This window comes from Streptomyces sp. GS7 (assembly GCF_009834125.1).
Lineage (GTDB): Bacteria > Actinomycetota > Actinomycetes > Streptomycetales > Streptomycetaceae > Streptomyces.
This window is the reverse complement of sequence record NZ_CP047146.1, coordinates 8,552,101-8,575,674: the sequence shown is the minus strand read 5'-3', so window position 1 is coordinate 8,575,674 and position 23,574 is coordinate 8,552,101. Positions and strand designations below refer to the sequence as shown.

Annotated in this window: 27 protein-coding genes; 20 read left to right on the top strand and 7 right to left on the bottom strand. The window is 70.4% G+C overall.

Annotation, left to right across the window (positions count from 1 at the left end; translation table 11 throughout):
• Window positions 1-87: 87 nt before the first annotated feature.
• Both rpsN and rpmB read right to left on the bottom strand, forming a co-directional pair.
• Window positions 88-393: a 30S ribosomal protein S14 gene (gene rpsN, locus GR130_RS37300; protein ID WP_159508830.1), complete on the bottom strand. Its 306-nt coding sequence runs from the start codon at window positions 391-393 to the stop codon at window positions 88-90.
• Window positions 393-629: a 50S ribosomal protein L28 gene (gene rpmB / locus GR130_RS37295; protein ID WP_159508828.1), complete on the bottom strand. Its 237-nt coding sequence runs from the start codon at window positions 627-629 to the stop codon at window positions 393-395. The genes rpsN and rpmB overlap by 1 nt, the downstream gene beginning before the upstream one ends.
• Before the next feature lie 74 nt (window positions 630-703).
• Here rpmB and rpmG point away from each other — a divergent pair, with 74 nt between their 5' ends.
• The 7 genes from rpmG (at window position 704) to GR130_RS37260 (ending at window position 4,095) form a co-directional block, all read left to right on the top strand.
• Entirely contained in the window at window positions 704-868 is a 165-nt protein-coding gene (gene rpmG / locus GR130_RS37290; RefSeq protein WP_159508826.1) for a 50S ribosomal protein L33, read from the top strand.
• A 6-nt stretch (window positions 869-874) separates the two neighbouring features.
• On the top strand, window positions 875-1,129 hold the full coding sequence (locus GR130_RS37285; RefSeq protein ID WP_159508824.1) for a type B 50S ribosomal protein L31: 255 nt from the start codon (window positions 875-877) through the stop codon (window positions 1,127-1,129).
• Window positions 1,129-2,277: a CobW family GTP-binding protein gene (locus GR130_RS37280; RefSeq protein ID WP_159508822.1), complete on the top strand. Its 1,149-nt coding sequence runs from the start codon at window positions 1,129-1,131 to the stop codon at window positions 2,275-2,277. The genes GR130_RS37285 and GR130_RS37280 overlap by 1 nt, the downstream gene beginning before the upstream one ends.
• Before the next feature lie 231 nt (window positions 2,278-2,508).
• Window positions 2,509-2,745, top strand: a complete 237-nt coding sequence (rpsR, locus tag GR130_RS37275) for a 30S ribosomal protein S18 (RefSeq protein ID WP_159508820.1) — start codon at window positions 2,509-2,511, stop codon at window positions 2,743-2,745.
• A 70-nt stretch (window positions 2,746-2,815) separates the two neighbouring features.
• Window positions 2,816-3,232 (top strand): ArsR/SmtB family transcription factor, encoded by a 417-nt coding sequence (locus tag GR130_RS37270; RefSeq protein ID WP_236573836.1) that lies wholly within the window; start codon window positions 2,816-2,818, stop codon window positions 3,230-3,232.
• On the top strand, window positions 3,229-3,702 hold the full coding sequence (locus GR130_RS37265; RefSeq protein ID WP_159508818.1) for an SRPBCC family protein: 474 nt from the start codon (window positions 3,229-3,231) through the stop codon (window positions 3,700-3,702). Before GR130_RS37270 ends, GR130_RS37265 begins: the two co-directional genes overlap by 4 nt.
• A 153-nt stretch (window positions 3,703-3,855) precedes the next feature.
• Window positions 3,856-4,095 (top strand): DUF397 domain-containing protein, encoded by a 240-nt coding sequence (locus GR130_RS37260; protein WP_043265468.1) that lies wholly within the window; start codon window positions 3,856-3,858, stop codon window positions 4,093-4,095.
• A gap of 161 nt (window positions 4,096-4,256) precedes the next feature.
• On the opposite strand, the gene GR130_RS37255 is transcribed toward GR130_RS37260, so the two are convergent.
• Window positions 4,257-4,787 carry an ATP-binding protein gene (locus tag GR130_RS37255; protein WP_159508816.1) on the bottom strand — a complete coding sequence of 177 codons (531 nt, stop codon included), beginning with the start codon at window positions 4,785-4,787 and terminating at the stop codon, window positions 4,257-4,259.
• Window positions 4,788-5,100: 313 nt separating this feature from the next.
• Here GR130_RS37255 and GR130_RS37250 point away from each other — a divergent pair, with 313 nt between their 5' ends.
• The 4 genes from GR130_RS37250 (at window position 5,101) to GR130_RS37235 (ending at window position 8,916) form a co-directional block, all read left to right on the top strand.
• Window positions 5,101-5,964 (top strand): helix-turn-helix domain-containing protein, encoded by an 864-nt coding sequence (locus GR130_RS37250; RefSeq protein WP_043265470.1) that lies wholly within the window; start codon window positions 5,101-5,103, stop codon window positions 5,962-5,964.
• Between the two features lie 64 nt (window positions 5,965-6,028).
• Window positions 6,029-7,486: an aldehyde dehydrogenase family protein gene (locus GR130_RS37245; protein WP_159508814.1), complete on the top strand. Its 1,458-nt coding sequence runs from the start codon at window positions 6,029-6,031 to the stop codon at window positions 7,484-7,486.
• A 140-nt stretch (window positions 7,487-7,626) separates the two neighbouring features.
• Window positions 7,627-8,175 carry a DinB family protein gene (locus tag GR130_RS37240; protein ID WP_159508812.1) on the top strand — a complete coding sequence of 183 codons (549 nt, stop codon included), beginning with the start codon at window positions 7,627-7,629 and terminating at the stop codon, window positions 8,173-8,175.
• A gap of 66 nt (window positions 8,176-8,241) precedes the next feature.
• Window positions 8,242-8,916, top strand: coding sequence for a PadR family transcriptional regulator (locus GR130_RS37235; RefSeq protein WP_159508810.1), 675 nt, complete (start codon window positions 8,242-8,244; stop codon window positions 8,914-8,916).
• A gap of 15 nt (window positions 8,917-8,931) precedes the next feature.
• On the opposite strand, the gene GR130_RS37230 is transcribed toward GR130_RS37235, so the two are convergent.
• From GR130_RS37230 to leuE, 3 genes are all read right to left on the bottom strand, one after another.
• Complete coding sequence (locus GR130_RS37230) at window positions 8,932-10,347, bottom strand: glutamate decarboxylase (protein WP_159508808.1); 1,416 nt, start codon at window positions 10,345-10,347, stop codon at window positions 8,932-8,934.
• A 16-nt stretch (window positions 10,348-10,363) separates the two neighbouring features.
• Window positions 10,364-10,987 (bottom strand): NAD(P)H:quinone oxidoreductase, encoded by a 624-nt coding sequence (wrbA, locus tag GR130_RS37225; protein ID WP_159508806.1) that lies wholly within the window; start codon window positions 10,985-10,987, stop codon window positions 10,364-10,366.
• Between the two features lie 128 nt (window positions 10,988-11,115).
• Complete coding sequence (gene leuE / locus GR130_RS37220; protein WP_159508804.1) at window positions 11,116-11,868, bottom strand: leucine efflux protein LeuE; 753 nt, start codon at window positions 11,866-11,868, stop codon at window positions 11,116-11,118.
• Between the two features lie 179 nt (window positions 11,869-12,047).
• On the opposite strand from leuE, the gene GR130_RS37215 reads away from it, so the two are divergent.
• Window positions 12,048-12,806 (top strand): MerR family transcriptional regulator, encoded by a 759-nt coding sequence (locus GR130_RS37215; RefSeq protein WP_159510477.1) that lies wholly within the window; start codon window positions 12,048-12,050, stop codon window positions 12,804-12,806.
• 105 nt (window positions 12,807-12,911) lie between these two features.
• Here GR130_RS37215 and GR130_RS37210 read toward each other — a convergent pair whose 3' ends face one another.
• Entirely contained in the window at window positions 12,912-13,277 is a 366-nt protein-coding gene (locus GR130_RS37210) for a YbjQ family protein (RefSeq protein ID WP_159508802.1), read from the bottom strand.
• A gap of 257 nt (window positions 13,278-13,534) precedes the next feature.
• On the opposite strand from GR130_RS37210, the gene GR130_RS37205 reads away from it, so the two are divergent.
• The 8 genes from GR130_RS37205 to GR130_RS37170 all read left to right on the top strand — a co-directional run bounded on the left by GR130_RS37205 (window position 13,535) and on the right by GR130_RS37170 (window position 23,507).
• A complete protein-coding gene (locus tag GR130_RS37205; protein WP_159508800.1) occupies window positions 13,535-14,254 on the top strand; it encodes a DedA family protein in 720 nt (239 codons plus the stop codon).
• Window positions 14,255-14,406: 152 nt separating this feature from the next.
• Window positions 14,407-16,179 carry a threonine/serine ThrE exporter family protein gene (locus GR130_RS37200; RefSeq protein ID WP_159508798.1) on the top strand — a complete coding sequence of 591 codons (1,773 nt, stop codon included), beginning with the start codon at window positions 14,407-14,409 and terminating at the stop codon, window positions 16,177-16,179.
• Window positions 16,180-16,644: 465 nt separating this feature from the next.
• A complete protein-coding gene (locus GR130_RS37195) occupies window positions 16,645-18,579 on the top strand; it encodes an ABC transporter ATP-binding protein (protein ID WP_159508796.1) in 1,935 nt (644 codons plus the stop codon).
• Complete coding sequence (locus GR130_RS37190; protein ID WP_236573835.1) at window positions 18,576-20,042, top strand: phytoene desaturase family protein; 1,467 nt, start codon at window positions 18,576-18,578, stop codon at window positions 20,040-20,042. The genes GR130_RS37195 and GR130_RS37190 overlap by 4 nt, the downstream gene beginning before the upstream one ends.
• A gap of 994 nt (window positions 20,043-21,036) precedes the next feature.
• Window positions 21,037-21,507, top strand: a complete 471-nt coding sequence (locus GR130_RS37185; RefSeq protein ID WP_328707584.1) for a transposase — start codon at window positions 21,037-21,039, stop codon at window positions 21,505-21,507.
• Between the two features lie 255 nt (window positions 21,508-21,762).
• Window positions 21,763-22,599 (top strand): alpha/beta fold hydrolase, encoded by an 837-nt coding sequence (locus GR130_RS37180; protein ID WP_236573834.1) that lies wholly within the window; start codon window positions 21,763-21,765, stop codon window positions 22,597-22,599.
• Window positions 22,596-23,183, top strand: coding sequence for a hypothetical protein (locus GR130_RS37175; RefSeq protein WP_236573833.1), 588 nt, complete (start codon window positions 22,596-22,598; stop codon window positions 23,181-23,183). Before GR130_RS37180 ends, GR130_RS37175 begins: the two co-directional genes overlap by 4 nt.
• Window positions 23,184-23,312: 129 nt before the next feature.
• Window positions 23,313-23,507 (top strand): linaridin family RiPP, encoded by a 195-nt coding sequence (locus GR130_RS37170; protein WP_159508789.1) that lies wholly within the window; start codon window positions 23,313-23,315, stop codon window positions 23,505-23,507.
• Window positions 23,508-23,574: the final 67 nt, after the last annotated feature.

The window sequence follows — 23,574 nt, the reverse complement described above, 5'->3', positions numbered from 1 at the left end:
TGCCTGCGGAGTCTGTCCAGTATTACCCGAACGGCCCGGCTGCCGACCCCCAGGGGGCGTTCCGGGGGACGGCGGCCGGGCGGCGGTCTACCAGCTGGACTTGCGTACGCCCGGGAGATGGCCCTGGTGGGCCTGTTCGCGCAGCCGGACGCGGGAGAGGCCGAAGGCGCGGAAGTAGCCGCGCGGGCGGCCGTCGACGCCGTCGCGGTTGCGGACGCGGGTGGCGCTGGCGTCCCGGGGCTGGCGGGAGAGCTCGCGCTGCGCGGCGGTGCGCTCCTCCTCAGGGGTGTGCGGGCTGCGGATGACGGCCTTGAGGACGGCCCGGCGGGCCGCGTAGCGGGCGACGGTCGCGCGGCGCTGCTCGTTCTTGGCGATCTTGCTCTTCTTGGCCATCAGACCTTCTCCCCCCGGGCGCGGATACGGGCGACGGCCGCTTCGATGCCGATCGCGTCGATGGTTTTGACGGCCTTGGTGCTGAGCGTCAGGCGGATGTGCCGGCCCTCGCTCTCCAGCCAGTAGCGCTTGCGCTGGATGTTGGGGTCGAAGCGGCGCGGGGTGCGGCGGTGCGAGTGGGAGACGGTCTTGCCGAAGCCCGGCTTGCGGCCGGTCAGCTGGCAGTGGGCGGACATGGAGCGGTCCTTTCGGTGGTCGGGCCCTCCAGGGGCTTATTGAAAATGGAAACCATTTGCGTATACTACCTGGCATGGCCCGCAACGAAACACGCCCGGTCGTCAAGCTCCGGTCCACCGCCGGCACCGGGTTCACCTACGTCACCCGCAAGAACCGCCGCAACGACCCCGACCGCCTGGAACTGCGCAAGTACGACCCGGTCGTCGGGCGGCACGTCACCTTCCGAGAGGAGCGCTGAGGTCCGATGAAGAACGGAATCCACCCCGCCTACGGGCCCGTCGTCTTCCGCGACCGGGCCGGGGACTTCGCCTTCCTGACCCGCTCGACGGCGACGAGCGACAAGACCATCGAGTGGGAGGACGGCCACACCTATCCCGTCATCGACGTCGAGATCTCCTCGGCGAGCCACCCCTTCTACACAGGCGCCGCCCGGGTGCTGGACACCGCCGGCCGGGTCGAGCGGTTCGAGCGCCGGTACGGCAAGCGCGGGGCCCGCTGATGGAGCGGCTGAGCGTCGCGCTGGTGGGCGGGCTGCACGCGGACGCCCGGCGGGCCGCCGTCGAGCGGCTGCTGCGCACCGTGCCCGGCAGCGTCGCCCTCCACCACGATCTGGCCTCGGCCGCCGACGGCACCGTGCGGCGCACCGTCCGCGACGCCGGCGGCACGCTGGACACCGGTGAGGCGCCGCTGGTCAACGACTGCGCCTGCTGTGCGCTGCGCGAGGACCTGGTGCCCGAGCTGGAGCGGCTGGCCGCCGGCCGGACCTGCCGGCTGGCGGTCGTGGAGCTGTGGGACTCGGTCGAGCCGAAGGCGATGGCCGAGGTGATCAACGCGTGCGGCAGCGAGAACCTGGCGCTGACCGGGGTGATCACCGCCGTCGATCCGGCGCTGCTGCTGCCGTATCTCGCCTGCGGCGACGATCTGTCGGAGGCGGGGCTGGCGGCCGCGGCCTCCGACCAGCGCACGGTCGCCGACACCTGGGCTCGGCAGCTGGAGTACGCGCCGGTGCTCGCGCTGGCCGCGGGGGAGGAGGCCGCGGACGAGGCCGATCTCGCACTGCTGGCGCAGCTGCACCCGACGGCGCGCCAAGTCGACGTGGCATCCGTCGAGTTGGCCGCCGCGGCGCTGGCCGGCTTCGACGTGGAGGCGGCTGCCGCCCGGCAGCATCCGGCGTGTGCGCTGCTGCCCCAGGAGGCCGACGCGGCCGGGGTCGGCACGCTCGTATGGCGGCGCACCCGGCCCTTCCACCCCGAGCGGCTCTACGCGGCCCTGGAGGACCTGACCTGTGCGGCGGCGCGCAGCCGGGGCCGGTTCTGGCTGGCCGACCGGCCGGACGCGCTGCTGTCCTGGGACGCGGCGGGCGGTGCGCTGTGCGTGGAGAGCGCCGGGCCGTGGCTGGCCTCGCTGCCGGACGCCGCCTGGGAGATGGTGCCGCCGATGCGCCGGGCCGCCGCCGCGCTGGACTGGCATCCGGAGCACGGCGACCGGGCCCAGCACCTGGTCTTCACCTCGCCCGGCCTGGACCGCGAGGGACTCCGGTCCCTGCTGGAGTCCTGTCTGCTCACCGACGCCGAGTACGCGGGCGGGCCGCCGGCCTGGAAGAGCCTTCCGCCCGCCTTCGACGCGCTCCTCGACCCGGTGTCGTGAGGCGCCGTTCCGTTCGGCGCCCATCTGTGAACTCCCGTTCCGCGAGGCGCCGTTCTGTGAGTCCCCGTCCCGCGAGTCCCCGTCCCGCGAGGCGGCGTTCTGTGGGCTCCCGTTCCGTGAGGCAGCTTTCTGTGGGCTCCCGTTCCGTGAGCCCACGGGCCGCCCCTCGCCGAACCGGCCGTTCTCCGCTGGGGAACCGGCCGCATCCGCACGCACGAGAAAGCCGTGACCATGCCCCGTAGGCCCGACCCGCGCCGTAAGCCCGCGCCCCGTCCCAACCCGCTGGACGCGGCCGGGATCACGTACATCGACTACAAGGACACCGACCTGCTGCGGAAGTTCCTCTCGGACCGCGGCAAGATACGCAGCCGCCGGGTCACCCGGGTCACCGCCCGGCAGCAGCGGCAGCTGGCCCGCGCGATCAAGAACGCCCGGGAGATGGCGTTGCTGCCGTACGCCTCGCGGTGATGCACAGGAGGATACGTAGGAGATTCCCTACGTTTGACGCGTAGGGAATCTCCTACATATTGTCGGGGGTGTGAACGCCACACCCGCACCGCTGCGCGCCGTCCTGTCCGAACCGGATCGGGACCGCGTCTTCGCGGCGCTCGCCAACGGCACCCGGCGCGAGGTGCTCCGCCTGCTGCGCGACGGCGGGCCGCAGCCCGTCCAGCGGCTGGCCGAGCACTTCGCGATGAGCCGGCCGAGCCTGTCCGAGCATCTGAAGGTGCTGCGCCAGGCCGGGCTGGTGAGCGAGCAGCGGGCCGGCCGGCGGCGGATCTACCGCCTGGAGGCCGAGCCGCTCGGCGAGGTGCAGGACTGGCTCGGCCCCTACGAGCGGTTCTGGCGCGCGAAGCTCGCGGGCCTCGGCGAGCTGCTCGACCGCATTCCCGACGATCCCGACGCTCCCGATGCTTCTGGTGATCCCGACGCTCCCGACGGCGAGGCGCAATGACCACACACCCTTTCGCGGTTCCCGACGACGATCCGACCACGATCCGTGTCGCGCACTTCCTGGCGCATCCTCCCGGCAAGGTCTGGCGGGCGCTGACCGAGCCGGAGCTGATCGCCCAGTGGCTGATGCCCGGTGACTTCCGGCTGGAGGTCGGCCACTGCTACGAGATGCGAACGCCGCCCCGGCCGAACAGCAACTTCTCCGGCACCGTCATCGCCGAGGTCGAGGCGTTCGAGCCGGAGAAGATGCTGCGGCTGCGCTGGCGGGACGCGGACGAGGGGCAGGGCAACCTCGCCGACTGGACGATCACCTGGACCCTGGAACCCGAAGGGCGCGGTACGCGTCTCTTCCTCGTCCACGAGGGCTTCGACCCGGACGACCCGTTCCAGGTGCAGGCGCACAGGGTCATGGGCGGCGGATGGCGGTCGATTGTGACGGAGGGTTTGGGGAAGGTGCTCCAGGGGCGGTGAGCGCGCCACGGACGGTGACTGCTCCACGGGCGGTGACGGTCTCGGCACCGGCTGTCGTGCACGTGCATCTGCGCATGCATCAGCATGTGAACGCAGCTATGATCCGGGGCAGTTGACACCGTTTATCACCGCGTTCACCACCGGGAGAGCCCTGTGCCCCACGCATACAACGGCATGGCCGCAACGGATCTCCGTGATGTGTCATGGCAGAAGAGCCGGCACAGCAACTCCCAGGGATCCTGCGTGGAGTTCGCCAAGCTGCCCGGCGGTGACATCGCGGTCCGCAACTCCCGCTTCCCGGACGGCCCGGCGCTGGTCTACACGCCGGCCGAGGTCGAGGCGATGCTGCTCGGCGTCAAGGACGGGGAGTTCGACCACCTGGTACGCGACTGACACGTCGTACGCGACCGGCACCGCGTACGCGACCGACCCGGCCCCGCGTGGCCGGGTGGCGCGGCGCGGACACGCGAACGGGCGCCCGTGGCATACGGGCGCCCGTTCGTCGTGTGCGCGGGCCGCGGGCGCTGTGGCGGCAGGCCCGCGGCGGCCGGCTCTCAGGGGAGCCGGAAGAGGGCCCACACGACCTTTCCGTGCTGGGCCCCGGACAGTCGGTGCCAGCCCCAGCTGTCGCTGAAGGAGTCGACCAGGTAGAGCCCGCGCCCCGACTCGGCGGCGGAGTCCGCCTCGCCGGCCTCGGGAGACGCGTCGCTGGGGTCCCGTACGGCGCAGACGAGCCGGGAGGACCAGCGCATCAGGTGGAGCCGGGCGGGCGGCACCGCGTCTGTGTACTCGGTGTATTCCGCGTATTCCGAGCCGAATTCGGGAGTCCGGTCGGGGGCGGCGAGCACCGCGTGGCGCAGGGCGTTGGTGACGAGCTCGGAGACCACCAGGGCGACCCCGTCGAAGAGGTCCTCCAGGCCCCAGCCGCAGAGCGTTTCGCGGGTGAACCTCCGTGCCCCGCCGACCGATTCGTAGCGCGGCGGGAGCGAGCAGGACGCGGATCCGGAGACGGCCAAGGGGTCGACGGGAGGAAAGCCCTGCCATAACGGCTCGAAATCGAGCATGGTCATAACCTTGGTCCCCATGCGAGGCACTCCTGGCGTTCGCGGACGTCATGACCCTGGCCGGTCAGCCGGATCTGGCGGATCTTTCACGAGCGTGCATGCGTGCGACGCCTATGGTTCCCAATGCGTAGGACAGATGCAAGGGCAGATGCACGTGCAGCTGACGTGATTGCGTAGGGCTGGCCGCATAAGCGCCGTATTCTTCCTGTGATTTCTTGTGGAGGGCTTGCGGGGGCCGCACATATCAGTAACCGGATGAGCACTCAACGAAGCCTGAACATGGCAGACTGCGGCCCACTGTTGGACGGGGTGGGGTCACAGGAGGGTCAGAGAGGTGTCCGCAAGTGAGTCGAGCGGGTCGGTGGTGCGGCGGATCCTGCTCGGGTCGCAGCTCCGTCGGCTGCGTGAATCGCGCGGGATAACCCGCGAAGCGGCCGGCTACTCGATCCGTGCGTCCGAGTCGAAGATCAGCCGCATGGAGTTGGGCAGAGTGAGCTTCAAAGCACGCGATGTCGCCGATCTCCTCACGCTGTACGGCGTGGGCGACGAGCAGGAGCGCGAGGCGCTGCTCGCACTGGCCCGCGAGGCCAACGTCGCGGGCTGGTGGCACAGTTACGGCGACGTGCTGCCCGGGTGGTTCCAGACGTACGTGGGGCTGGAAGGGGCGGCCTCGCTGATCCGCGTCTACGAAGTCCAGTTCGTCCACGGGCTGTTGCAGACCGAGGAGTATGCGCACGCGGTCGTCTCGCGGGGCATGCCGGGTGCGCCGGCGGCCGACATCCAGCGCCGGGTGGCGCTGCGCCAGGAGCGGCAGAAGCTGCTGATATCCGAGCGGGCGCCGCAGCTGCACTGCGTGCTGGACGAGGCGGCGCTGAGACGTCCGTACGGCGGACGGGCGGTGATGCGGGGCCAGTTGAAGCATCTGATCGACATCTCCGAGCGGCCCAACGTGCGGTTGCAGGTCATGCCGTTCAACTTCGGCGGGCACGCCGGCGAGAGCGGCGCGTTCACCATGCTGCGGTTCCCGGAGTCCGATCTGTCCGACGTGATCTATCTCGAACAGCTCACCAGCGCCCTCTACTTGGACAAGGCGGAGGAGGTCGCCCAGTACGAGCGGGCGATGGCGCGGCTCCAGGAGGACAGTCCGGATCCCTCCCAGACCAGGGATCTCCTGCGTGGTCTACTCCAACTCACTTGACGCGGCAGTAGGATGACGCCGGATCAGCCCCCCGCAGAGCAGAGCCGCACAGAGTAGGGATGCCATGTCCTTCTTCGCAGACCTGGCCTACCAGTTCATCGACGGTGAATGGCGGGCCGGCAGCGGCTCGTGGGACATCATCGATTTCAACCCCTACGACCAGGAGAAGCTGGCGTCGATCACGGTCGCCGGAGTGGACCAGGTCGACGAGGCGTACCGCGCCGCCGAACGGGCGCAGCGCGCCTGGGCCCGGTCGAATCCCTACGAGCGGCGAGAGGTCACCGAGCGGCTGCTGCGGCTGATCGAGGAGCGCGAAGAGGAGATCATCGAGGCACTCGTCCTCGAACTGGGCGGCACCCGCAGCAAGGCCGCCTACGAGGTCCGGCTCGCCAAGGAGTTCGTGCGCGAGGCGATACAACTCGCGCTGCGGCCCCAGGGACGGATACTGCCCTCGCCGGTGGACGGCAAGGAGAACCGCGTCTACGGCCTGCCGGTCGGGGTGATCGGCGTGATCAGCCCGTTCAACTTCCCGTTCCTGATCTCCATGAAGTCGGTGGCCCCGGCGCTGGCGCTCGGCAACGCCGTGGTGATCAAGCCCAACCAGAACACCCCGATCACCGGTGGCGGGCTGATCGCCAAGCTCTTCCAGGACGCCGGGCTGCCGGACGGGCTGCTCAACGTACTGATCACGGACATCGCGGAGATCGGTGACGCGCTGATCGAGCACCCGGTGCCCCGGGTGATCTCGTTCGCCGGGTCGGACAAGGTCGGCCGGCATGTGGCGGCGGTCAGCGCCGGGCACTTCAAGCGGGTGATCCTCGAACTCAGCGGCAACAGCGCGCTGATCGTCATGGACGACGCAGACATCGACTACGCCGTGGACGCCGCCGTCTTCAGCCGGTTCGTCTACCAGGGGCAGGTCTGCATGGCGGCCAACAGGGTGCTGGTGGACCGCGCCGTGGAGGCGGAGTTCACCAAGAAGTTCGTCGCCAGGGTGGCGTCACTGCGGACCGGCGATCCCCGCGATCCGCAGACCCAGATAGGCCCGCTGATCAACGGGTTCCAGGCGGAGGCGCTGACCTCGCTGGTGGACCGGGCGGTCGCCGAGGGCGCCACGGCGCTGCTGCGCGGCCGTACGGACGGCAACCTCGTCGAGCCGAGCGTGCTGGCCGGGCTGCCCGCGGACTCCGGGCTGCACGGCCAGGAGATCTTCGGGCCGGTCGTCCTGCTGGTGTCGTTCGACGGGGAGGACGAGGCGGTGCGGATCGCCAACGACTCGCCCTACGGGCTCAGCGGGGCGGTGCACACCGCCAACGTGGAGCGCGGGGTGCGGATCGCCCAGCGGATCGAGACCGGGATGGTCCACGTCAACGACGGGACGGTCAACGACGAGCCGCAGGTGGCGTTCGGCGGGGAGAAGTTCTCCGGGGTCGGGCGGCTGAACGGGGAGTCCACGATCGAGGCGTTCACGACGCAGAAGTGGGTGTCCATCCAGCACGGGCGGTCCCACTTTCCGATCTGAGGCCGCCGGACCGCGATCCGGTACGCGCGCGGCCAGTTGAGGTCACGGGCTGACCGCAAGGGGCCGTAGCGTGCGGGGTGTCGGAAGACGGCCGGCCGGCTCCCGCCGGCCGCCGGTACCTGTCGTGAAAGGCGGCTGTCATGCCCACTCTTGTCCCTGCCGAGGCCCACGGTGACGAGCGCGGTGCGCTGCTGGCCTTCCTGGAGGCGCAGCGCGGCGGGCTGCGGCGGGCGGTCCTCGGGCTGACCGACGAGCAGGCGCGGCGGCGGCCGAGCGCCAGCGAGCTGTCGCCGGCCGGGCTGGTCAAGCATGCCGCGGAGGTCGAGCAGCGCTGGCTGGAGACCGCGCAGCAGCGGGAGCACTCCATCGCGCGGGACCGGGACAACTGGCATCTGTCCTTCCAGCTGGAGGACGGCCAGACGGTGGCCGGGATGCTGGCGTTCTGGGACGACGTCGCGGAGAAGACCGAGAAGTTCATCCGCTCCGTGCCGAGCCTGGACGACACCTTCCCACTGCCGAAGGCGCCCTGGTTCCCGGACGGGGGCCGGCACTCGATGCGCTGGCTGGTGCTGCATCTGATCGAGGAGACCGCGCGGCACGCGGGCCATGCCGACATCATCCGGGAGTCCCTGGACGGCAGGACCGCGTTCGAGCTGGTGGCCGAGGAGCGGGCGGCCCGAGAGGGGTGACCGCCGGTCCCGGTGCGCGGCGGCCTAGGCTGACGGCAGGGACGCGCGCGAGGGATTGAGGAGACGATGTCGGCGATCCGGCTGCTGGTGCTGGGGGCCGTGCGGCAGCACGGCCGGGCGCACGGCTATCAGGTGCGCAACGACCTGGAGTACTGGGGCGCCCACGAGTGGTCCAACGCCAAGCCGGGGTCGATCTACCACGCGCTGAAGCAGATGGCGAAGCAGGGGATGCTGCACGCCCACGACATCGCGCCCAGCACCGCCGGCGGCCCGCCGCGTACCGAGTACGAGCTGACCGCGGCGGGTGAGGCGGAGTACTTCACGCTGCTGCGGGCGGCGCTGGCGCAGCGGGATCCGAAGACCGACGTGCTGAGCGCCGGTCTCGGCTTCATGGTGGACCTGCCGCGGGAGGAGGCGGTGGCGCTGCTCGGGGAGCGGGTGCGGGCGCTCACCGAATGGCGGTCCACGGTCACCTCGTACTACACGCCCGAGGGCGGGACCGGACAGCTCGGCCACATCGGCGAGATCATGAACATGTGGGTGCACTCGGCGGACGGCGGTGCGGAGTGGACCCGGGAGCTGATCGCGCGGATCGAGGGCGGCGCCTATGTCTTCGCGGGCGAGGGGGAGCCCTTCAGGGGGGTGCTCGCGGAGGGGCGGGAGAACCCGTACGCGAGCGGGGGTGACGAGGGCGACGGGGACGACGACGCCGCCGACGGTCCGGGGCCGGGCGCACCCTGACCCGCCGGACGGGACCTAGTGGTGGAACGCGGTGGCGACGTTCTCCGGGCGGCTCAACGGGCGTGGCTGGATGCGGAGTTCGGGCAGCAGGCTCTCCAGGTCCGTGAGGAAGAGGTCGGCGAGGTCCTGGGAGAAGCCGTTGCGGCAGACGATCCGGAGGACGGAGAGGTCCTCGCGGTGCGGCGGGAAGGTGTAGGCGGGGAGGAGCCAGCCGCGCTCCTTCATCCGGCGGGACACGTCGAAGACGTCGAAGGCGGTGACGCCGTCCGCGGTCGTGAAGGCGAAGACCGGCAGCTGGTCGCCCCGGGTGAGCAGCCGGAAGTCGCCCAGCGCGGCGATCCGTTCGGCCAGTGAGCGGGCCACGTCGCGGGTGGCCTGCTGTACCGCGCGGTAGCCCTCCCTGCCCAGCCGCAGGAAGGTGTAGTACTGGGCGACCACCTGGGCGCCGGGCCGGGAGAAGTTCAGGGCGAAGGTCGGCATGTCGCCGCCCAGGTAGTTGACGCGGAAGACCAGCTCCTCGGGGAGCGCCTCCTCGTCGCGCCACAGTGCCCAGCCGACACCCGGGTAGACCAGGCCGTACTTGTGGCCGGAGGTGTTGATGGAGGCGACCCGGGGGAGCCGGAAGTCCCAGACCAGGTCGGGGTCGAGGAACGGGGCGATCATGGCGCCGGACGCGCCGTCGACATGGACCGGGACGTCCAGGCCGGTGCGCTCCTGGAGGGCGTCGAGGGCCGCGCAGATCTCCGCCACCGGCTCGTACGACCCGTCGAAGGTCGAGCCGAGGACGGCCACCACGCCGATGGTGTTCTCGTCGCAGAGCGCGGCCGCGGAGGCCGCGTCGAGGTGGAAGCGGTCGCCCTCCATGGGGACCTGGCGGGCCTCGACCTCCCAGAAGGTGCAGAACTTCTCCCAGCAGACCTGGACGTTGGCGCCCATGACGAGGTTGGGGCGGGCGGTGGCGGGATAGCGGTCCGTGTTGCGCCGGGACCAGCGCCGTTTGAGGGCCATCCCGGCGAGCATGCAGGCTTCGCTGGAGCCGGTGGTCGAGCAGCCGATGGTGGCGGACGGGTCGGGCGCGTGCCAGAGGTCGGCGAGCATCGCCACGCAGCGCCGCTCCAGTTCGGCGGTGCGCGGGTACTCGTCCTTGTCGATCATGTTCTTGTCCTGGCACTCCGACATCAGGGCGCCGGCCTGCGGTTCCATCCACGTGGTGACGAAGGTGGCCAGGTTCAGCCGGGAGTTGCCGTCCAGCATCAGCTCGTCGTGCACGAACTGGTAGGCGGTGTGCGGGGAGACCGGGCCCTCGGGCAGGGTGTGCCGCGGGGGAGAGGTTTCCATGCCGGCGACCGGGTCGGCCTCGCCGTAGAAGGGGTTGACCGGTCGCGGCCGGCGCGAGCGGTCGCGGTCGGATGCGCCTTTGTGGAGAGTCATCTGAGGGGGATACCCGTCAACTCGCAGCGGAAAGACCGGCTTTGATGGCTTTGGTGAATTTCACGACACGTTCCGCCTGGATCCGGGCGGCGGTGCGGGCGTTCGCGTCGAGCGGGGTTTCGGGGCCGCCGACGTGCGAGGTGCCGTAGGGGTTGCCGTCGGCGAACTTCGCCGGGTCCGTGTAGCCGGGGGCGATGAGGATGCCGCCGAAGTGGTGGACGGAGTGGTAGAGCGCGAGGAGGGTGGACTCCTGGCCGCCGTGCGCGGTGGCGGAGCCGGTGAAGCCGCTGTAGACCTTGTCGGCCAGCCTGCCCTGCCGCCAGAGGCCGCCGAGGGTGTCGAGGAACTGCTTGAGCTGGGACGTGACGTTGCCGAAGCGGGTGGGGGTCCCGAAGATCACCGCGTCCGCCCAGATCATGTCCTCGTGGCTCGCCTCCAGGATGTCGGCGGTGGCGGTGACGTTCGCGGCCCAGGCCGGGTTGGCGTCGATGGCGGCCTGCGGGGCGAGTTCGGCGGCCCGGCGCAGGCGTACGTCGGCGCCGGCGTGCTCGGCGGCGTCCGCGATCAGGCGGGCCAGCTCGGCGATGGTGCCGGTCGAGGAGTAGTAGATGACCGCGACGTTCACGTCGTGCGTGGGCATGGGTGCACCTCCTGGAACCCGACAATAGGGGCATAGGGGGTGCATGGCCTCCAGGGTTCGGCCAGTGGAAGCGCCGGGGGCCGTACGGGGCCGCGCGGCCCCGTACGGCGGTGCTGCCGGGCGGTGGCTCAGCTCGCGCTGGCCAGCGACAGTTTCGCCGCGAAACCGAGGAAGGCGGCGCCGGCGCCCGCGGACAGCCCGGCCGTCAGCCGCTTGCGGCGCCGGAAGGTCGCCGCCAGGAACGTCCCGCTGAAGATCAGGACCGAGAGGTAGCTGAGGCTGAACAGCTGCGCCCAGGCGCCGAGGGCCAGGAACGACAGCACCGGGTGCGCATAGGACGGGTCCACGAACTGCACGAAGAAGGAGATGAAGAACAAGATCGCCTTCGGGTTGAGCAGGCTCACCACCAGCGCCCGGCGGAACGGCCGTTCGGCGGCCTGCTTGGGGGCCGGGGACGGGGCCGGGGCCGCCGGGGCGCCCCCTGGCACGGCCGCGCCGTCCCGGGCCGCCACGGCCGCGCCCTGGGCCGCCGCCTCCCCCGCGGCGCCGGCGTGCCGTACGGACCTGCGGTCCCGGCCGCCGCGCCACAGGGACCAGGCGCCGCGCAGCATCCCGACGGCCAGCCACGTGAGGTAGCCCGCGCCGGCGAACTTCACGATGCCGAAGAGCAGCGGGCTGGTCTTCAGCAGCGAGGCCACCCCGCCCGCCGACAGCGTCATCAGCACCGTGTCGCCGCACAGCACGCCCGCCGCGGCGCGGTACGCCACCCGCCGGCCGCGCCGGGCGGCCACGGAGACGACATAGAGCGAATTCGGGCCCGGCAGCAGAATGATCAGTGCCAGGCCCGCCAGATACGTGGACAGATCCGTTATTCCGAGCATGGCCGGAAGGATGCCACCGGGCGGCCGGTGCCTCACCGGCCGTTCAGAATCCGGACCACCGCGGCCGGCCGCCCGCCCGTATCCGCATGCGCAGGCGTATCGGTACGGCCGGGCTTGCACCTCACGCGGCGTGAGGACCCATCGTGAAGCGCGTACCGATGACCGACGAGGGAGCGGAAGTGAGCTATTCGGTAGGGCAGGTCGCCGGTTTCGCCGGGATCACGGTGCGCACCCTGCACCACTACGACGAGATCGGGCTGCTGGTGCCCAGCGAGCGCAGCCACGCAGGTCACCGCCGGTACGGCGACCACGACCTGGACCGGCTCCAGCAGATCCTGTTCTACCGCGAGCTCGGCTTTCCGCTCGACGAGGTGGCGGCCCTCCTGGACGACCCGGACGCGGACCCGCAGGAGCACCTGCGGCGCCAGCACGACCTGCTGACCGCGCGGATCGGGAAGCTCCGGGAGATGGCCGCCGCCGTCGAGAACGCGATGGAGGCACGCAGAATGAACGTACGGCTCACCCCGGAGGAGAAGTTCGAGGTCTTCGGGGACTTCGACCCCGACCGGTACGCCGCCGAGGCGGAGCGGCGCTGGGGCGGCACCGACGCCTACAAGGAGTCGGCGCGGCGGACGGCCGCGTACACCAAGGAGGACTGGAAGCGGCTGGGGGCGGAGTTCGACGCCATCCACCGCAGGATGGCCGACCTGCTGGCGCAGGGCGTGCCGGCGGACTCCGAGGCGGCGATGGACGTCGCGGAGGAGCACCGCCGGTTCATCGGGGGCTCCTCTTACGACTGCACCTACGAGATCCACACCGGGCTGGGGGAGATGTACGTCGCGGACGAGCGGTTCACCGCCACGTACGAGGCGATCCGGCCCGGTCTGGCGGTGTACATGCGGGACGCGATGCTGGCGAACGCGGTCCGGCACCTGTGAAACGCGGTCCGGCGCCTGTGAGGTGAGTGCCGGGCGTCGCTCCGCGGAAGCGTGCGGGCCGGAGCGCGCCGCTCTCCGGCCCGTACGGTCGCGGGCGGCTCCCGGTCAGCTCGCGGGGGACAGGACCACGGCCGTGCCGTAGGCGCACACCTCGGTGCCGACGTCGGCGGCCTCGGTGACGTCGAAGCGGAACATGAGCACCGCGTTCGCACCCCGGGAGCGGGCCTGTTCCACCAGCCGCTCCATGGCCTGGTTGCGGGTCTCGACGAGGGTCTTGGTCAGGCCGCGCAGCTCGCCGCCGATCATCGACTTCAGGCCGGCGCCGATCTGGCTGCCGAGATGCCGCGAGCGGACGGTCAGGCCGAAGACCTCGCCGATCACCCGCGTCACGTGGAATCCGGGGACGTCGTTCGTGGTGACCACCAGGACGTCCGATGCCTGCTGTCCCCCGCCGTACTCCTCGATGCCCATGATCCGCACCTCCTTGCGGCCAGCATCACCCGGTACGGCAGGGGCGGCCAGCGGCCGGGGCGCGGTCGGGTGGCAGGGTCGGATCCGGGGGGCCCGGGGCGCCGGAGGGCCGGGTTCCCAAGGCTCCCGGTCCTTCGGCTGGAACCACGAGGCGGCACAGTCCGTTGATAGCTTTGGGCCGCACACTGCGCCTGCACCCCCGCTTTGGCTCGTCGCATCGCGCGACCCGGCGCCCTCGACCCAGGAGCCCTCACCCCGTGAATACCCTCGCGCTCGGCCCCCAGTGGCTGGACCCGGACTATCTCCTCCAGACCTTCGGTCTGGTCGGCCTCCTGTTCATCGTCTTCGCCGAGTCCGGCCTGCTGATCGGTTTCTTCCTGCCGGGTGACTCGCTGCTGTTCACGACCGGGCTGCTGGTGACGACGAACAAGCTGAACACCCCGCTGTGGGCGGTGTGCCTGCTGGTGGTGCTGGCCGCCGTCCTGGGCGACCAGGCCGGCTACCTCTTCGGGCGCAAGGTCGGCCCGTCGCTCTTCAGGCGTCCCGACTCGCGGCTCTTCAAGCAGGAGAACGTCGAGAAGGCGCACCTCTTCTTCGAGAAGCACGGCCCGAAGTCGCTGATCCTGGCCCGCTTCGTGCCGATCGTGCGGACGTTCACGCCGATCATCGCCGGCGTGAGCCGGATGAACTACCGCTCCTTCATCACCTTCAACCTCATCGGCGGTTCGCTGTGGGGCGCCGGGGTGACGCTGCTGGGCGCAGCGCTGGGCAACGTCGCGTTCGTGCACACGCACATCGAGCTGATCCTCGTGGGGATCGTGCTGGTCTCCGTGGTCCCGATCGTCATCGAGTACCTCCGGGCGCGCGGCAAGGCGGCGAAGGAGCCGGCGGGTGCGGCCGTCCGCCCGGCGGGGAGCCCGGACCGGCCCCTGGGCGCACCGGGCGACGGCCGCCGCGGGCGGCACGCCAAGCGCTGACGCCCCGGCCCGGACACCGCGCCCCGCTCCCGCGCCGCCGCGTCCGACTCCACGCGGTCCGGAAAAGGTGGTACCCGGGCAAGCGCCACGCCCCGGCATACGGCATCGTGTGCATGACCGGTCGGCAGGAGGCGTAAGAGGAGCGGAGAGACGTGGTGTCGGACCCACCGCGCGGGCAGCGCGGCAGCAGCGGCAACAGCACCGGCGCGGGCAGGGGCGGCGGTACCGGTGACCCTGGGACCTCGGAGCCGGCCGGCCTTCCCGAGGAGCGCAAACCGCAGTCGGACGAGGCGCACAGCGCCTTCACGCCACCGCTGGGCGTGCCGCTGCCGCCGACGCCCGAAGAGGAGCACCCCACCTCCGAGTTCGCGCTGCCCGAGGGCCTGCGCCCGGAGGCGCCGGCCGAGCAGGAGGGGTCGGCGTTCGCGCCGCCCGGGAGCACCACCGGGCAGACCCCGCTGCCGGGCACCGTGGCCGGCGGTCTGGCGTTCACCCCGCCGCACGGCATCCCGGTCCTCAGCCTCACCAAGGAGGCGCCGTGGCAGGACCGGATGCGCACGATGCTCCGGATGCCGATCCACGAGCGGCCGGTGCCCGAGCGGGTGGAGCGCGCCGAAGACGAGACCGGCGGCCCCGCCGTTCCCCGCGTGCTCGACCTGACGCTGCGTATCGGCGAGATCCTGCTGGCGGGCGGCGAGGGCGCGGAGGACGTCGAGGCGGCCATGTTCGGCGTGGCGCACGCGTACGGCCTGGAGCGGGTCGAGCCGACCGTCACGTTCACGCTGCTGTCGATCTCGTACCAGCCGTCGCTGGTCGACGACCCGGTCACCGCCAGCCGGACGGTGCGGCGGCGCGGGGTCGACTACAACCGGCTGTCCGCGGTGTTCCGGCTGGTCGACGAGATCACCTCCGAGGGCATCACCCTGGAGGAGGCGTACCGCGGTCTGGCCGAGATCCGGCGGAACCGCCACCCGTACCCGAGCTGGGCGCTGACGCTGGCCTCCGGGCTGCTCTCCGGCGCGGCGAGCATGCTGGTCGGCGGCGGGGCGCTGGTGTTCGCGGCGGCGGCGGTGGGCTCGATGCTCGGCGACCGGCTGGCGTGGCTGGCGTCCGGGCGCGGGCTCCCGGAGTTCTACCAGTTCGTGTGTGCGGCGATGCCGCCGGCGGCGATAGGGCTCGCGTTCGGCCTGGCGCACTCCAACGTGCAGGCGTCCGCGGTGATCACCGGTGGGCTGTTCGCGCTGATCCCGGGGCGGGCGCTGGTCGCCGGTGTGCAGGACGGGCTGACGGGTTACTACATCACCGCCGCCGCCCGGCTGTTGGAGGTCGGCTACCTGATCGTCGGCATCGTCGTCGGCGTGCTGTCGGTGCTCTACATCGGGCTCCAGATCGACCCCGGCCTCAAGCGGCTCAACCCCGAGCAGGCGCTGGGGCTGTTCAACGATCCGCTGGTGCAGACCGTCGCGTCCATGCTGCTGGCGCTGGCGTTCTGTGTGCTGCTCCAACAGGAGCGGCACACCGTCGCGTTCGCGACGATAAACGGCGGGGTCGCCTGGGTCGTGTACGGGGCGCTGAACGTGACCGCCGGCTTCAACGCCGTACCGTCCACAGCCATCGCCGCCGGGCTCGTCGGCCTCTTCGGCCAGCTGCTCTCCCGGTACCGCTACGCCTCGGCGCTGCCGTACGTCACCGCGGCGATCGGCCCGCTGCTCCCCGGTAGCGCGACGTACTTCGGGCTGCTCAACTTCGCCCAGGGCAATCTGCTGGAGGGCATCTCGTCGCTGATCCGGGCCGCCTCGCTGGCGCTGGCGATCGCCGTCGGGGTCAACCTGGGAAGCGAGGTCGCGCGGCTGTTCCTGCGGGCGCCGGGCATCACGGAGGCGGGCGCGGGCCGCCGGGCGGCCAAGCGGACCCGCGGTTTCTAGGGCAACACCCGGCGGCCGTCGACGAATTCCCCATCCATTCCGGTAAAGCCACGGGGGATATGGTCCGTGGATATGGGCTGTGTTCCGCCTATGGCGGTCCGGGGAATGCGAGGGGCCGCCGGCAATTCCTATCCGGGTTTTCCGCACCGCGTCGGAACGGTCTTGTCAGCCGATGCGGTGGGCGCTACCTTCATGGCGTTCGGCGCCCGGCGGCGCCACGGCCGCCCTTCCCGGGCTCCCCCCCGGGACCTGCGCCAAGTAAAGAAGAGACGAGTTAACTGACGCGGCCCCAGCCGCCCGCCAGTGATCGGCGGGGCCGTCTTCCGGTGCCTCAACTAACCCATAACTTGACGCCGGACGGCGTGTTAGCTTCGAACATCTTGACGACGACAGTCCCTGATAAGACAGGGCTGTTCTCCTGGTCGCGCACGCGCCGTGACCGTCGTCAATACGGGGGGAGCACTCATGGCGAGTCATGCCGGCCACGCAAGCCTGAGTAGCAGGACCGGACACGGCGCCGGATCGGTCTCTAGCGTCGTCAGACAACACACCAGACTGCTCGTCACGGGTGTGCTGCTGGGCCTGCTGGGCGTGGGCGCCTCGCTCACCCAACCGTGGTCCATCGGAAAACTGATCGAGGCGGCGGGCAAGGGCGAATCGCTGGCCTTCCCGATCGTCCGGCTCGTCACCCTCTTCTGCGTGGGCGCGGTCTTCTCCTCGCTCCAGGCGTACGTCATCGGGCGGGCCGGGGAGAACATCGTCTACGACGTCCGCCAGCTGCTGACCGGACGGCTGCTCCGCGCCGACCTCACGGAATTCGGGAAGCGGCCCCAGGGCGACATCCTCACCCGCACGGTCACCGACACCTCACTGGTGAAGATCGCCCTCTCGCAGAGCCTCGCCCAGCTGATCATCAGCGGTGCCACCGTGATCGGCGGCGTGGTGCTGATGTTCCTCATCGACGTGCGGCTGATGCTCATCACCATCGGCTGCCTCGGCGCCGCCAGCCTCATCTCGCTCTCCATCGCGCGCAAGCTGCGCAGGGTGGCCCTCCAAAACCGGGACGACACCGGCCAGTTCGGCACCGCCGTACAGCGCGTGCTCGCCGCGCTGCCCACCGTCAAGGCGTCGCGCGCCGAGACGCGGGAGACCGCCCGCATCGGCAAGCTGGCCGAGCGGGCGCGGCGTTCGGGTATCCGGGTCAACGCCTACAACGCCCTGTTCACACCGTCCATGAACGTCGGTACGCAGGGCGCGCTGGCCGTCGTCGTCGGTGCCGGAATGGCCTGGGTGGCCCGCGGCGAGATGAAGATGGCCGACCTGACCACGTTCATCATGTACCTCTTCCAGCTGGTGTCGCCGCTGGTGACGTTCTTCATGGGGATAGGCCAGTTCATCCAGGGCCGGGCCGCCATCCAGCGGGTCGACGAGCTGGCCCGCATGCCCCAGGAGGGCAACGGGGCGGAGGAGGCGTCCGGCGGCGCGCCCGTCGGGCCGCTGGCCCTGCACGTGCCGGCGGTCGAGTTCCACGACGTGCGGTTCGGCTACCGGCGGGGCGAGGAGGGGGAGCGGACGCAGGTCCTCCACGGCATCTCGCTCACCGTGCCGGCGCGCGGGCTGACGGCGGTGGTCGGGCCCTCGGGCGCGGGCAAGACCAGCATGTTCCAGCTCATCGAGCGCTTCTACGCGCTCGACGGCGGCGTCATCCTGATCGGCGGGAAGAACATCGAGACGCTGCCGCTCGACACCGTCCGCGGGCTGGTCGGCTACGTCCAGCAGGACAGCGCGACCATGCGCGGCACGGTCCGGGAGAACCTGACCTACGCCCATCCGCACGCCGCCGAGGACGACATCTGGGAGGCGGTGGAGATGGCCGGCCTCACCTCGGTGGTCGCCGGTCTCCCGAAGGGACTCGACACCGAACTCGGCGACCAGGGCAGCGGACTGTCCGGCGGGCAGCGCCAACGCCTGTGCATCGCCCGTACGTTGCTCCAGAAGCCCGCGGTCATGCTGCTGGACGAGGCGACCTCCAACCTGGACTCCGACTCGGAGCGGGACTTCCGCGACGTGCTGCGCCGGGTGTCCCAGCAGTGCGCGGTCATCGCCATCGCCCACCGCATCTCCACGGTGGTCGACGCCGAGAAGATCGTGGTGCTGGAAGGCGGCCGGGTCCGCGCCACCGGCGTGCACCAGGACCTGATGGAGCACGACGAGCTGTACCGGCGGCTGGCGGGCTCCCAACTGCACGCCGGGTCCGCGCCCGTCGCCACGGCGACCGACTGGGTGCGCGGGGAGCCGGGGGCGGGTCCGCTGGCGTCCGCGCTCGGCTGGCCCCAATGGGGCGGCCTCAACGAGCAGACGGTGCGGCTTCGGCCCATCAGGATCGAGGAGCAGTGGTGAGCAGCACGGACGTGGCCATCGTCGGCACCGGCCCCAACGGCCTGGCGGCCGGTGTGGTCCTGGCCCGAGCCGGCCTGAAGGTCGAACTCCACGAGGCAGCCGAGACCATCGGCGGCGGGCTGCGCACCGCGCCGCTCTTCGACAGCGGCGTGGTCCACGACATCTGCTCCGCCGTCCATCCCATGGCCGCCGCCTCCCCGTTCTTCCGCGCGTTCGACCTGGCGGCCCGCGGGGTCGAGCTGCTGCACCCCGAGATCAGCTACGCCCACCCGCTGGACGGGGGCCGGGCCGCCCTGGCCTACCGCTCGCTGGCGGACACCTGCGCGCACCTGGGCCCCGACGGCCCGCGCTGGCGGCGGCTGATGCGCCCGCTTCTGGAGCACAGCGAAGCCGTCGTCGAGCTGATCCTCGGCGGGCAGCGCAGCCTGCCGCGGGATCCCGCCGCCGCCCTGCTCCTGGCCGGCAGGGTGGCCGTCCACGGCACCGGGCTCGGCGCGGCACGCTTCCAGGGCGAGGAGGCGGCGGCCCTGCTCACCGGCGTCGCCGCGCACGCGGTCGGCAGGCTGCCGAGTCTCGCGGCCGGCGCGGTGGCCATGCTGCTCGGCCACCTGGCGCACGGGACGGGGTGGCCGCTGCCGCGCGGCGGCAGCGCCCGTATCGCGGAGGCGATGGCCCAGGACATCACCGCGCACGGCGGCGTCTTCCACACCGGGCACGCGGTGACGGACCTGGCGCAACTGGGCGGCGCGCGGGCGGTGTTGCTGGACACCAGCCCCAAGGGCTTCCTGGCCCTCGCGGGCGAACGGCTGCCCCGCTCCTACGCGCGCGCCCTCGCGCGGTTCCGCTACGGTCCCGGCGCCGCCAAGGTCGACTTCCTGGTCTCCGAGCCGATCCCCTGGGCCGATCCCGCGGTGGGCCGCGCCGGGACGGTGCATCTGGGCGGCACGCATGCCGAGATGGTGCGCCAGGAGACGAGGAACGCACGCGGGGTACGGACCAGGGAGCCGTTCGTCCTGCTCGTGGACCCCGCGGTGACCGATCCGGGACGTGCGCTGCCCGGGAAGCGCCCCGTGTGGGCCTACGCCCATGTGCCGAACGGCGATCCCACCGACCCCTACGACCTGGTGCGCGCCCGCATCGAGCGCTACGCCCCGGGGTTCGGGGACACGGTCGTCGCCCACCGCTCCGTGCCCGCCGCCGCGTACGAGACCTACAACCCCAACTACGTGGGCGGGGACATCGGTTCGGGTGCGATGACGCTGTACCAGAGCATCGCGCGGCCCGTGCCCCACGTCGACCCCTACCGCACACCGCTGCCCGGAGTGTTCCTGTGCTCCTCGGCCACCCCGCCGGGGCCCAGCGTGCACGGCATGTCCGGCTATCTGGCCGCGATTTCCGCACTACGGCACCGTTTCGATATACGTAACGTACCCGTGCTGTCACCGAAGGCTGCCGTTATTTAAATGCGGGCTGCCGCGCCAAAGCGCCGGTTCCATTCTTTGTCGTCGTCGGTTCGAGCCGGTGCGGGTGGGGGCGGCTTCTCGGTCGGCGCGCCGGTAATCCGGCCGCTAAGAATAGGCAAAGGTCTAGGCAACGCCGGAGGGTTGGGTGCGGGTCGCGGTCCGGGTCAGGTAAAGGAAACGCGACCCGGAAAGCCGATGCGGCCCGCGAGCGCTGGGCACAAAGGGGCCGCAGTCAACCAATTTCGGACACCTGTCGGCCGTCCGGCCCCGGGCGGCGACAGCTGGGCGCCTTCGTGTCGCTGTGTACTATTCACTGGTATCCGTGCCGGCGTATATGATGGACTGACACGGCATAAACGTGAAGTTCCCCACACTCCGTTGAGGCGATACCACTGGATCGATAGGACCTGCTGGTCTGACCCACCAGGCAGGCGGCTGTGATTCTTCTGCGCAGCTGTATTGGCGTATGGCGTCGTTTCTGGTAACGGCGTCTTGCCTCGTTCCGGCTCTTCTGCTTCACGGCGTTCCCGTCGGGTTCGACAGTGGGGACAAAACGAGGGAGCACGTGTGGAAAACGGGGGAGAAGACATTGGCTGTGGGTGGAAGTTCGAAGGCCGGCGCGACCGCCAGTTTCCTGGCGGCAGACGTACCACGGAGACCGTGAAGGGTCTGCCGGCCGCCCATTCCGCGCCCGGGGCGAGAACCATTGCATTCGTCCTCGGGGGCATACGTAACCACACCTCGGAATCCCGCTGCGGGCTGACGTCCCGCGCCGGCGCGACCTCGTCGTTCCGGCATGTTCCCGAGGAACGACCAACAGGCCGACCGGTGAGTGGCCGGCTTCCCGCCCCCGGCGGCAGCCTGGTCACCGAGCTGCGCAACAAGCAGCCGATCCTGGAACGTTGACCACCGGCACCATCCGGGTGGGAACCGCATTCACCCGGCCGACCACCCCGGATGATGCCCACGATCATGCCCGCGCGGCCGGACTGGAGTGCGAGGCCCACGGGCCGGGACGGCACTCGCCACAGCGAAAAACGGTCGCCCTGTTCATCTGTTGCTACGTCACACCCTGAGTACGGCACACCGGAACGCGGATCGTAGAAGGGGGTTCCACGTGGGACGTCCACCGATTTTGCCCGCAGACAAGAAACTCGGTCTCCTGGTCAGAGTCATGAGTGGCCAACTGACCGCGGCAGAGGCCGCGCGTGAAGCTGGAGTCTCCGAACAGTCAGTATCAAACTGGCGCCGACAGTTTATTGAGGGGGCTCGCAACGGCCTGGCCGGCGAGAGTGGAAGGGACTCCGAGGAGGCATCCCGGATAGCTGAGTTGACCCAGGAAAACGCCATGTTGAAGGCCACGATAGGCGAGCTGTACATGGAACTCCGGAAGTTTGGGCGGGGTATCCCCAGTCGCGTGCCCATGCCGCGCGGAAAGATTCGTCCGGAGCGAAGAGTCAACTAACTCATTATTTTAACGGGGCGGCGGGTGTTAGTGTTCTGGACATCAGCCACTGGAAATCACGGGGGAGGGAATGTGGCGTCTCTGGAGCGCCAGTTCGCCGTGGGAATCGCTGGGATCGCCGGCGTAAGCCTTCTGGCCGGTGCGGTAACGCGATTCACAGGTAAACGCGAACGCGCGCGTCGCTATATGATGCACGAGAGGCCGGATGGCAGCCTCGTAGAGGTTGACGTCAATATTCCTCCGCACGCCCGGCGCATGGTCCTGCTGGAAAACGGACTGGGCATGCCCCATGAATACTGGGACTGGGTCTGCGACGCACTCCCCGAAGACATGGGGTATGTGCGGTACAACCGGCCCGGATACGGGCTCAGCACGCCGTCACCTCGCTACGGTCTGGAGCATCATTTCGCGCTGGTGCAGGAGCTGCGTGAAACGTATGTCGCCGACCTTCCGCTGGTGCTGGCCGGGCACTCCCTCGGCGGATACCTGATCGCCGCCTACGCGTCGCGCCACCCAGGGGCGACGGAGGGCGTGACCGCGGTGGTCATGATCGACGCCACCGAGGTGAACCACCTGCGCAGCAGCCGCCGCTCCGACATGGACCGCTGGTCCCACCAGTCGATGCTCATGGAGCAGGTGTGGGCGGTGACGGGCCTCTCGGTCTTCAGCCCCGCCCTGAACCAGCACAAGACCTACCGCCCCGAAATCAACCGTCTCTACACGTCGTTCCTGGCGCACCCCCGCACCTGGGCGCTGACGTTCCGGGACTACCGGGACGCGATGACCTATCCGGAACTGACCGAACTGGACGTTCCGCTGACCGTGGTCACCGCGGAGAACAACCAGGGCGACAACGCCGCGCACCACATCGTCCAGACCCGGCTGGCCGCCCTGTCGACGAGGTCCCGGCACCACTTCGTCGACGGTGCCGACCACGAGTCGCTGCTCTCCATCAAGCCGCACGCCGAGCAGGTGGCGGAGGTGATCGCCGGCGAACCGCCGACCGAACGGACCGGCTCGGAACAGCAGCAGTCCGCCAAGAACGGCCCGGTCGCCGGGAATGCCGAGGAACGTGAAAAGGAGCTGACGTGATCGTGCGCGTGAACACGGAGCGCGTGAAGACAGCCGCCGTCACGGTTTCACTCGCCGCCTGGCTCGTCGCGACGGCTGTGGCACAGGTGCCCGAGCAGCGCTTCGACAAGCTCCTCAAGAAGGGGAGGTTGGGAATACCGACCCCGAACTGGCGCTTCTTCGGGCCGAATCCGGGAGTCAAGGACAACCATCTGCTCTACCGGGACATCGTCGACGGCAAGCCCGGCGAGTGGCAGGACGTCCCGATCACCCGTGACCGGCCCTGGTACGCGCTGGCCTGGAACGCCCGCAACCGTTCCCCCAAGGCCCTGTTCGACGCGGTCTCGGAGGTCCGGATCCGCTCGGCGGCCTACGGGGCGGCGATGGACCCCGTGGTGCGGTCGCCCGGATACGGGTTGCTCTCCAGTTTCGTCCGGGACCACCTGCCGCACGCCGAAGGCGCCACGCACAGTCAGTTCCTGCTGATGTTCTCGTACCTCCTCGCCCCGGAGGAGCGACAGATCGAGCCCACCTTCGTCTCCAGGGAATTCCCGTTGGAGGACACGGGCGTGGCGAAGACGGAGTTTGCCCCCGCTGCCGCCTAGCGGGCTTGGTAATCCTCTCGGCCGGAAGCTGCGAACTCACTCGGCAATCCCCTCTGCCACGTGAGTTCGTGCCCTCCTGCCGAATGGCCGGAGAACTTGCTCTGAATACCAAAAGAAAGAGGACAGCACATGTCTATGCTGGCTGAGTTCGCCAACGCCGAGCTGGTCGACGTCAAGCCGGGCCGCATCGGCTCCGACGCCACCCCGACCATGACCACCCCGCTCGCCACCGTGGCGACCCCGGAGGCCACCCCGGTCGGTTTCGCGGCCACCGCGGCGACCGCTGACGCGCTCAACATGCTGACGCACAACATCGCTCACTGATGAATGAGGGCGGGGGCACGGTACGTGTATCGGACGCACCGTGCCCCCGCCTTCGCATACCCACCGA

Bases quoted from the DNA above. Each gene is read 5' to 3' on its own strand.
- rpsN (WP_159508830.1), bottom strand. From the start codon at position 393: ATGGCCAAGAAGAGCAAGATCGCCAAGAACGAGCAGCGCCGCGCGACC.
- rpmB (WP_159508828.1), bottom strand. From the start codon at position 629: ATGTCCGCCCACTGCCAGCTGACCGGCCGCAAGCCGGGCTTCGGCAAG.
- rpmG (WP_159508826.1), top strand. From the start codon at position 704: ATGGCCCGCAACGAAACACGCCCGGTCGTCAAGCTCCGGTCCACCGCC.
- GR130_RS37285 (WP_159508824.1), top strand. From the start codon at position 875: ATGAAGAACGGAATCCACCCCGCCTACGGGCCCGTCGTCTTCCGCGAC.
- GR130_RS37280 (WP_159508822.1), top strand. From the start codon at position 1,129: ATGGAGCGGCTGAGCGTCGCGCTGGTGGGCGGGCTGCACGCGGACGCC.
- rpsR (WP_159508820.1), top strand. From the start codon at position 2,509: ATGCCCCGTAGGCCCGACCCGCGCCGTAAGCCCGCGCCCCGTCCCAAC.
- GR130_RS37265 (WP_159508818.1), top strand. From the start codon at position 3,229: ATGACCACACACCCTTTCGCGGTTCCCGACGACGATCCGACCACGATC.
- GR130_RS37255 (WP_159508816.1), bottom strand. From the start codon at position 4,787: ATGGGGACCAAGGTTATGACCATGCTCGATTTCGAGCCGTTATGGCAG.
- GR130_RS37245 (WP_159508814.1), top strand. From the start codon at position 6,029: ATGTCCTTCTTCGCAGACCTGGCCTACCAGTTCATCGACGGTGAATGG.
- GR130_RS37240 (WP_159508812.1), top strand. From the start codon at position 7,627: ATGCCCACTCTTGTCCCTGCCGAGGCCCACGGTGACGAGCGCGGTGCG.
- GR130_RS37235 (WP_159508810.1), top strand. From the start codon at position 8,242: ATGTCGGCGATCCGGCTGCTGGTGCTGGGGGCCGTGCGGCAGCACGGC.
- GR130_RS37230 (WP_159508808.1), bottom strand. From the start codon at position 10,347: ATGACTCTCCACAAAGGCGCATCCGACCGCGACCGCTCGCGCCGGCCG.
- wrbA (WP_159508806.1), bottom strand. From the start codon at position 10,987: ATGCCCACGCACGACGTGAACGTCGCGGTCATCTACTACTCCTCGACC.
- leuE (WP_159508804.1), bottom strand. From the start codon at position 11,868: ATGCTCGGAATAACGGATCTGTCCACGTATCTGGCGGGCCTGGCACTG.
- GR130_RS37210 (WP_159508802.1), bottom strand. From the start codon at position 13,277: ATGGGCATCGAGGAGTACGGCGGGGGACAGCAGGCATCGGACGTCCTG.
- GR130_RS37195 (WP_159508796.1), top strand. From the start codon at position 16,645: ATGGCGAGTCATGCCGGCCACGCAAGCCTGAGTAGCAGGACCGGACAC.
- GR130_RS37180 (WP_236573834.1), top strand. From the start codon at position 21,763: ATGGTCCTGCTGGAAAACGGACTGGGCATGCCCCATGAATACTGGGAC.
- GR130_RS37170 (WP_159508789.1), top strand. From the start codon at position 23,313: ATGTCTATGCTGGCTGAGTTCGCCAACGCCGAGCTGGTCGACGTCAAG.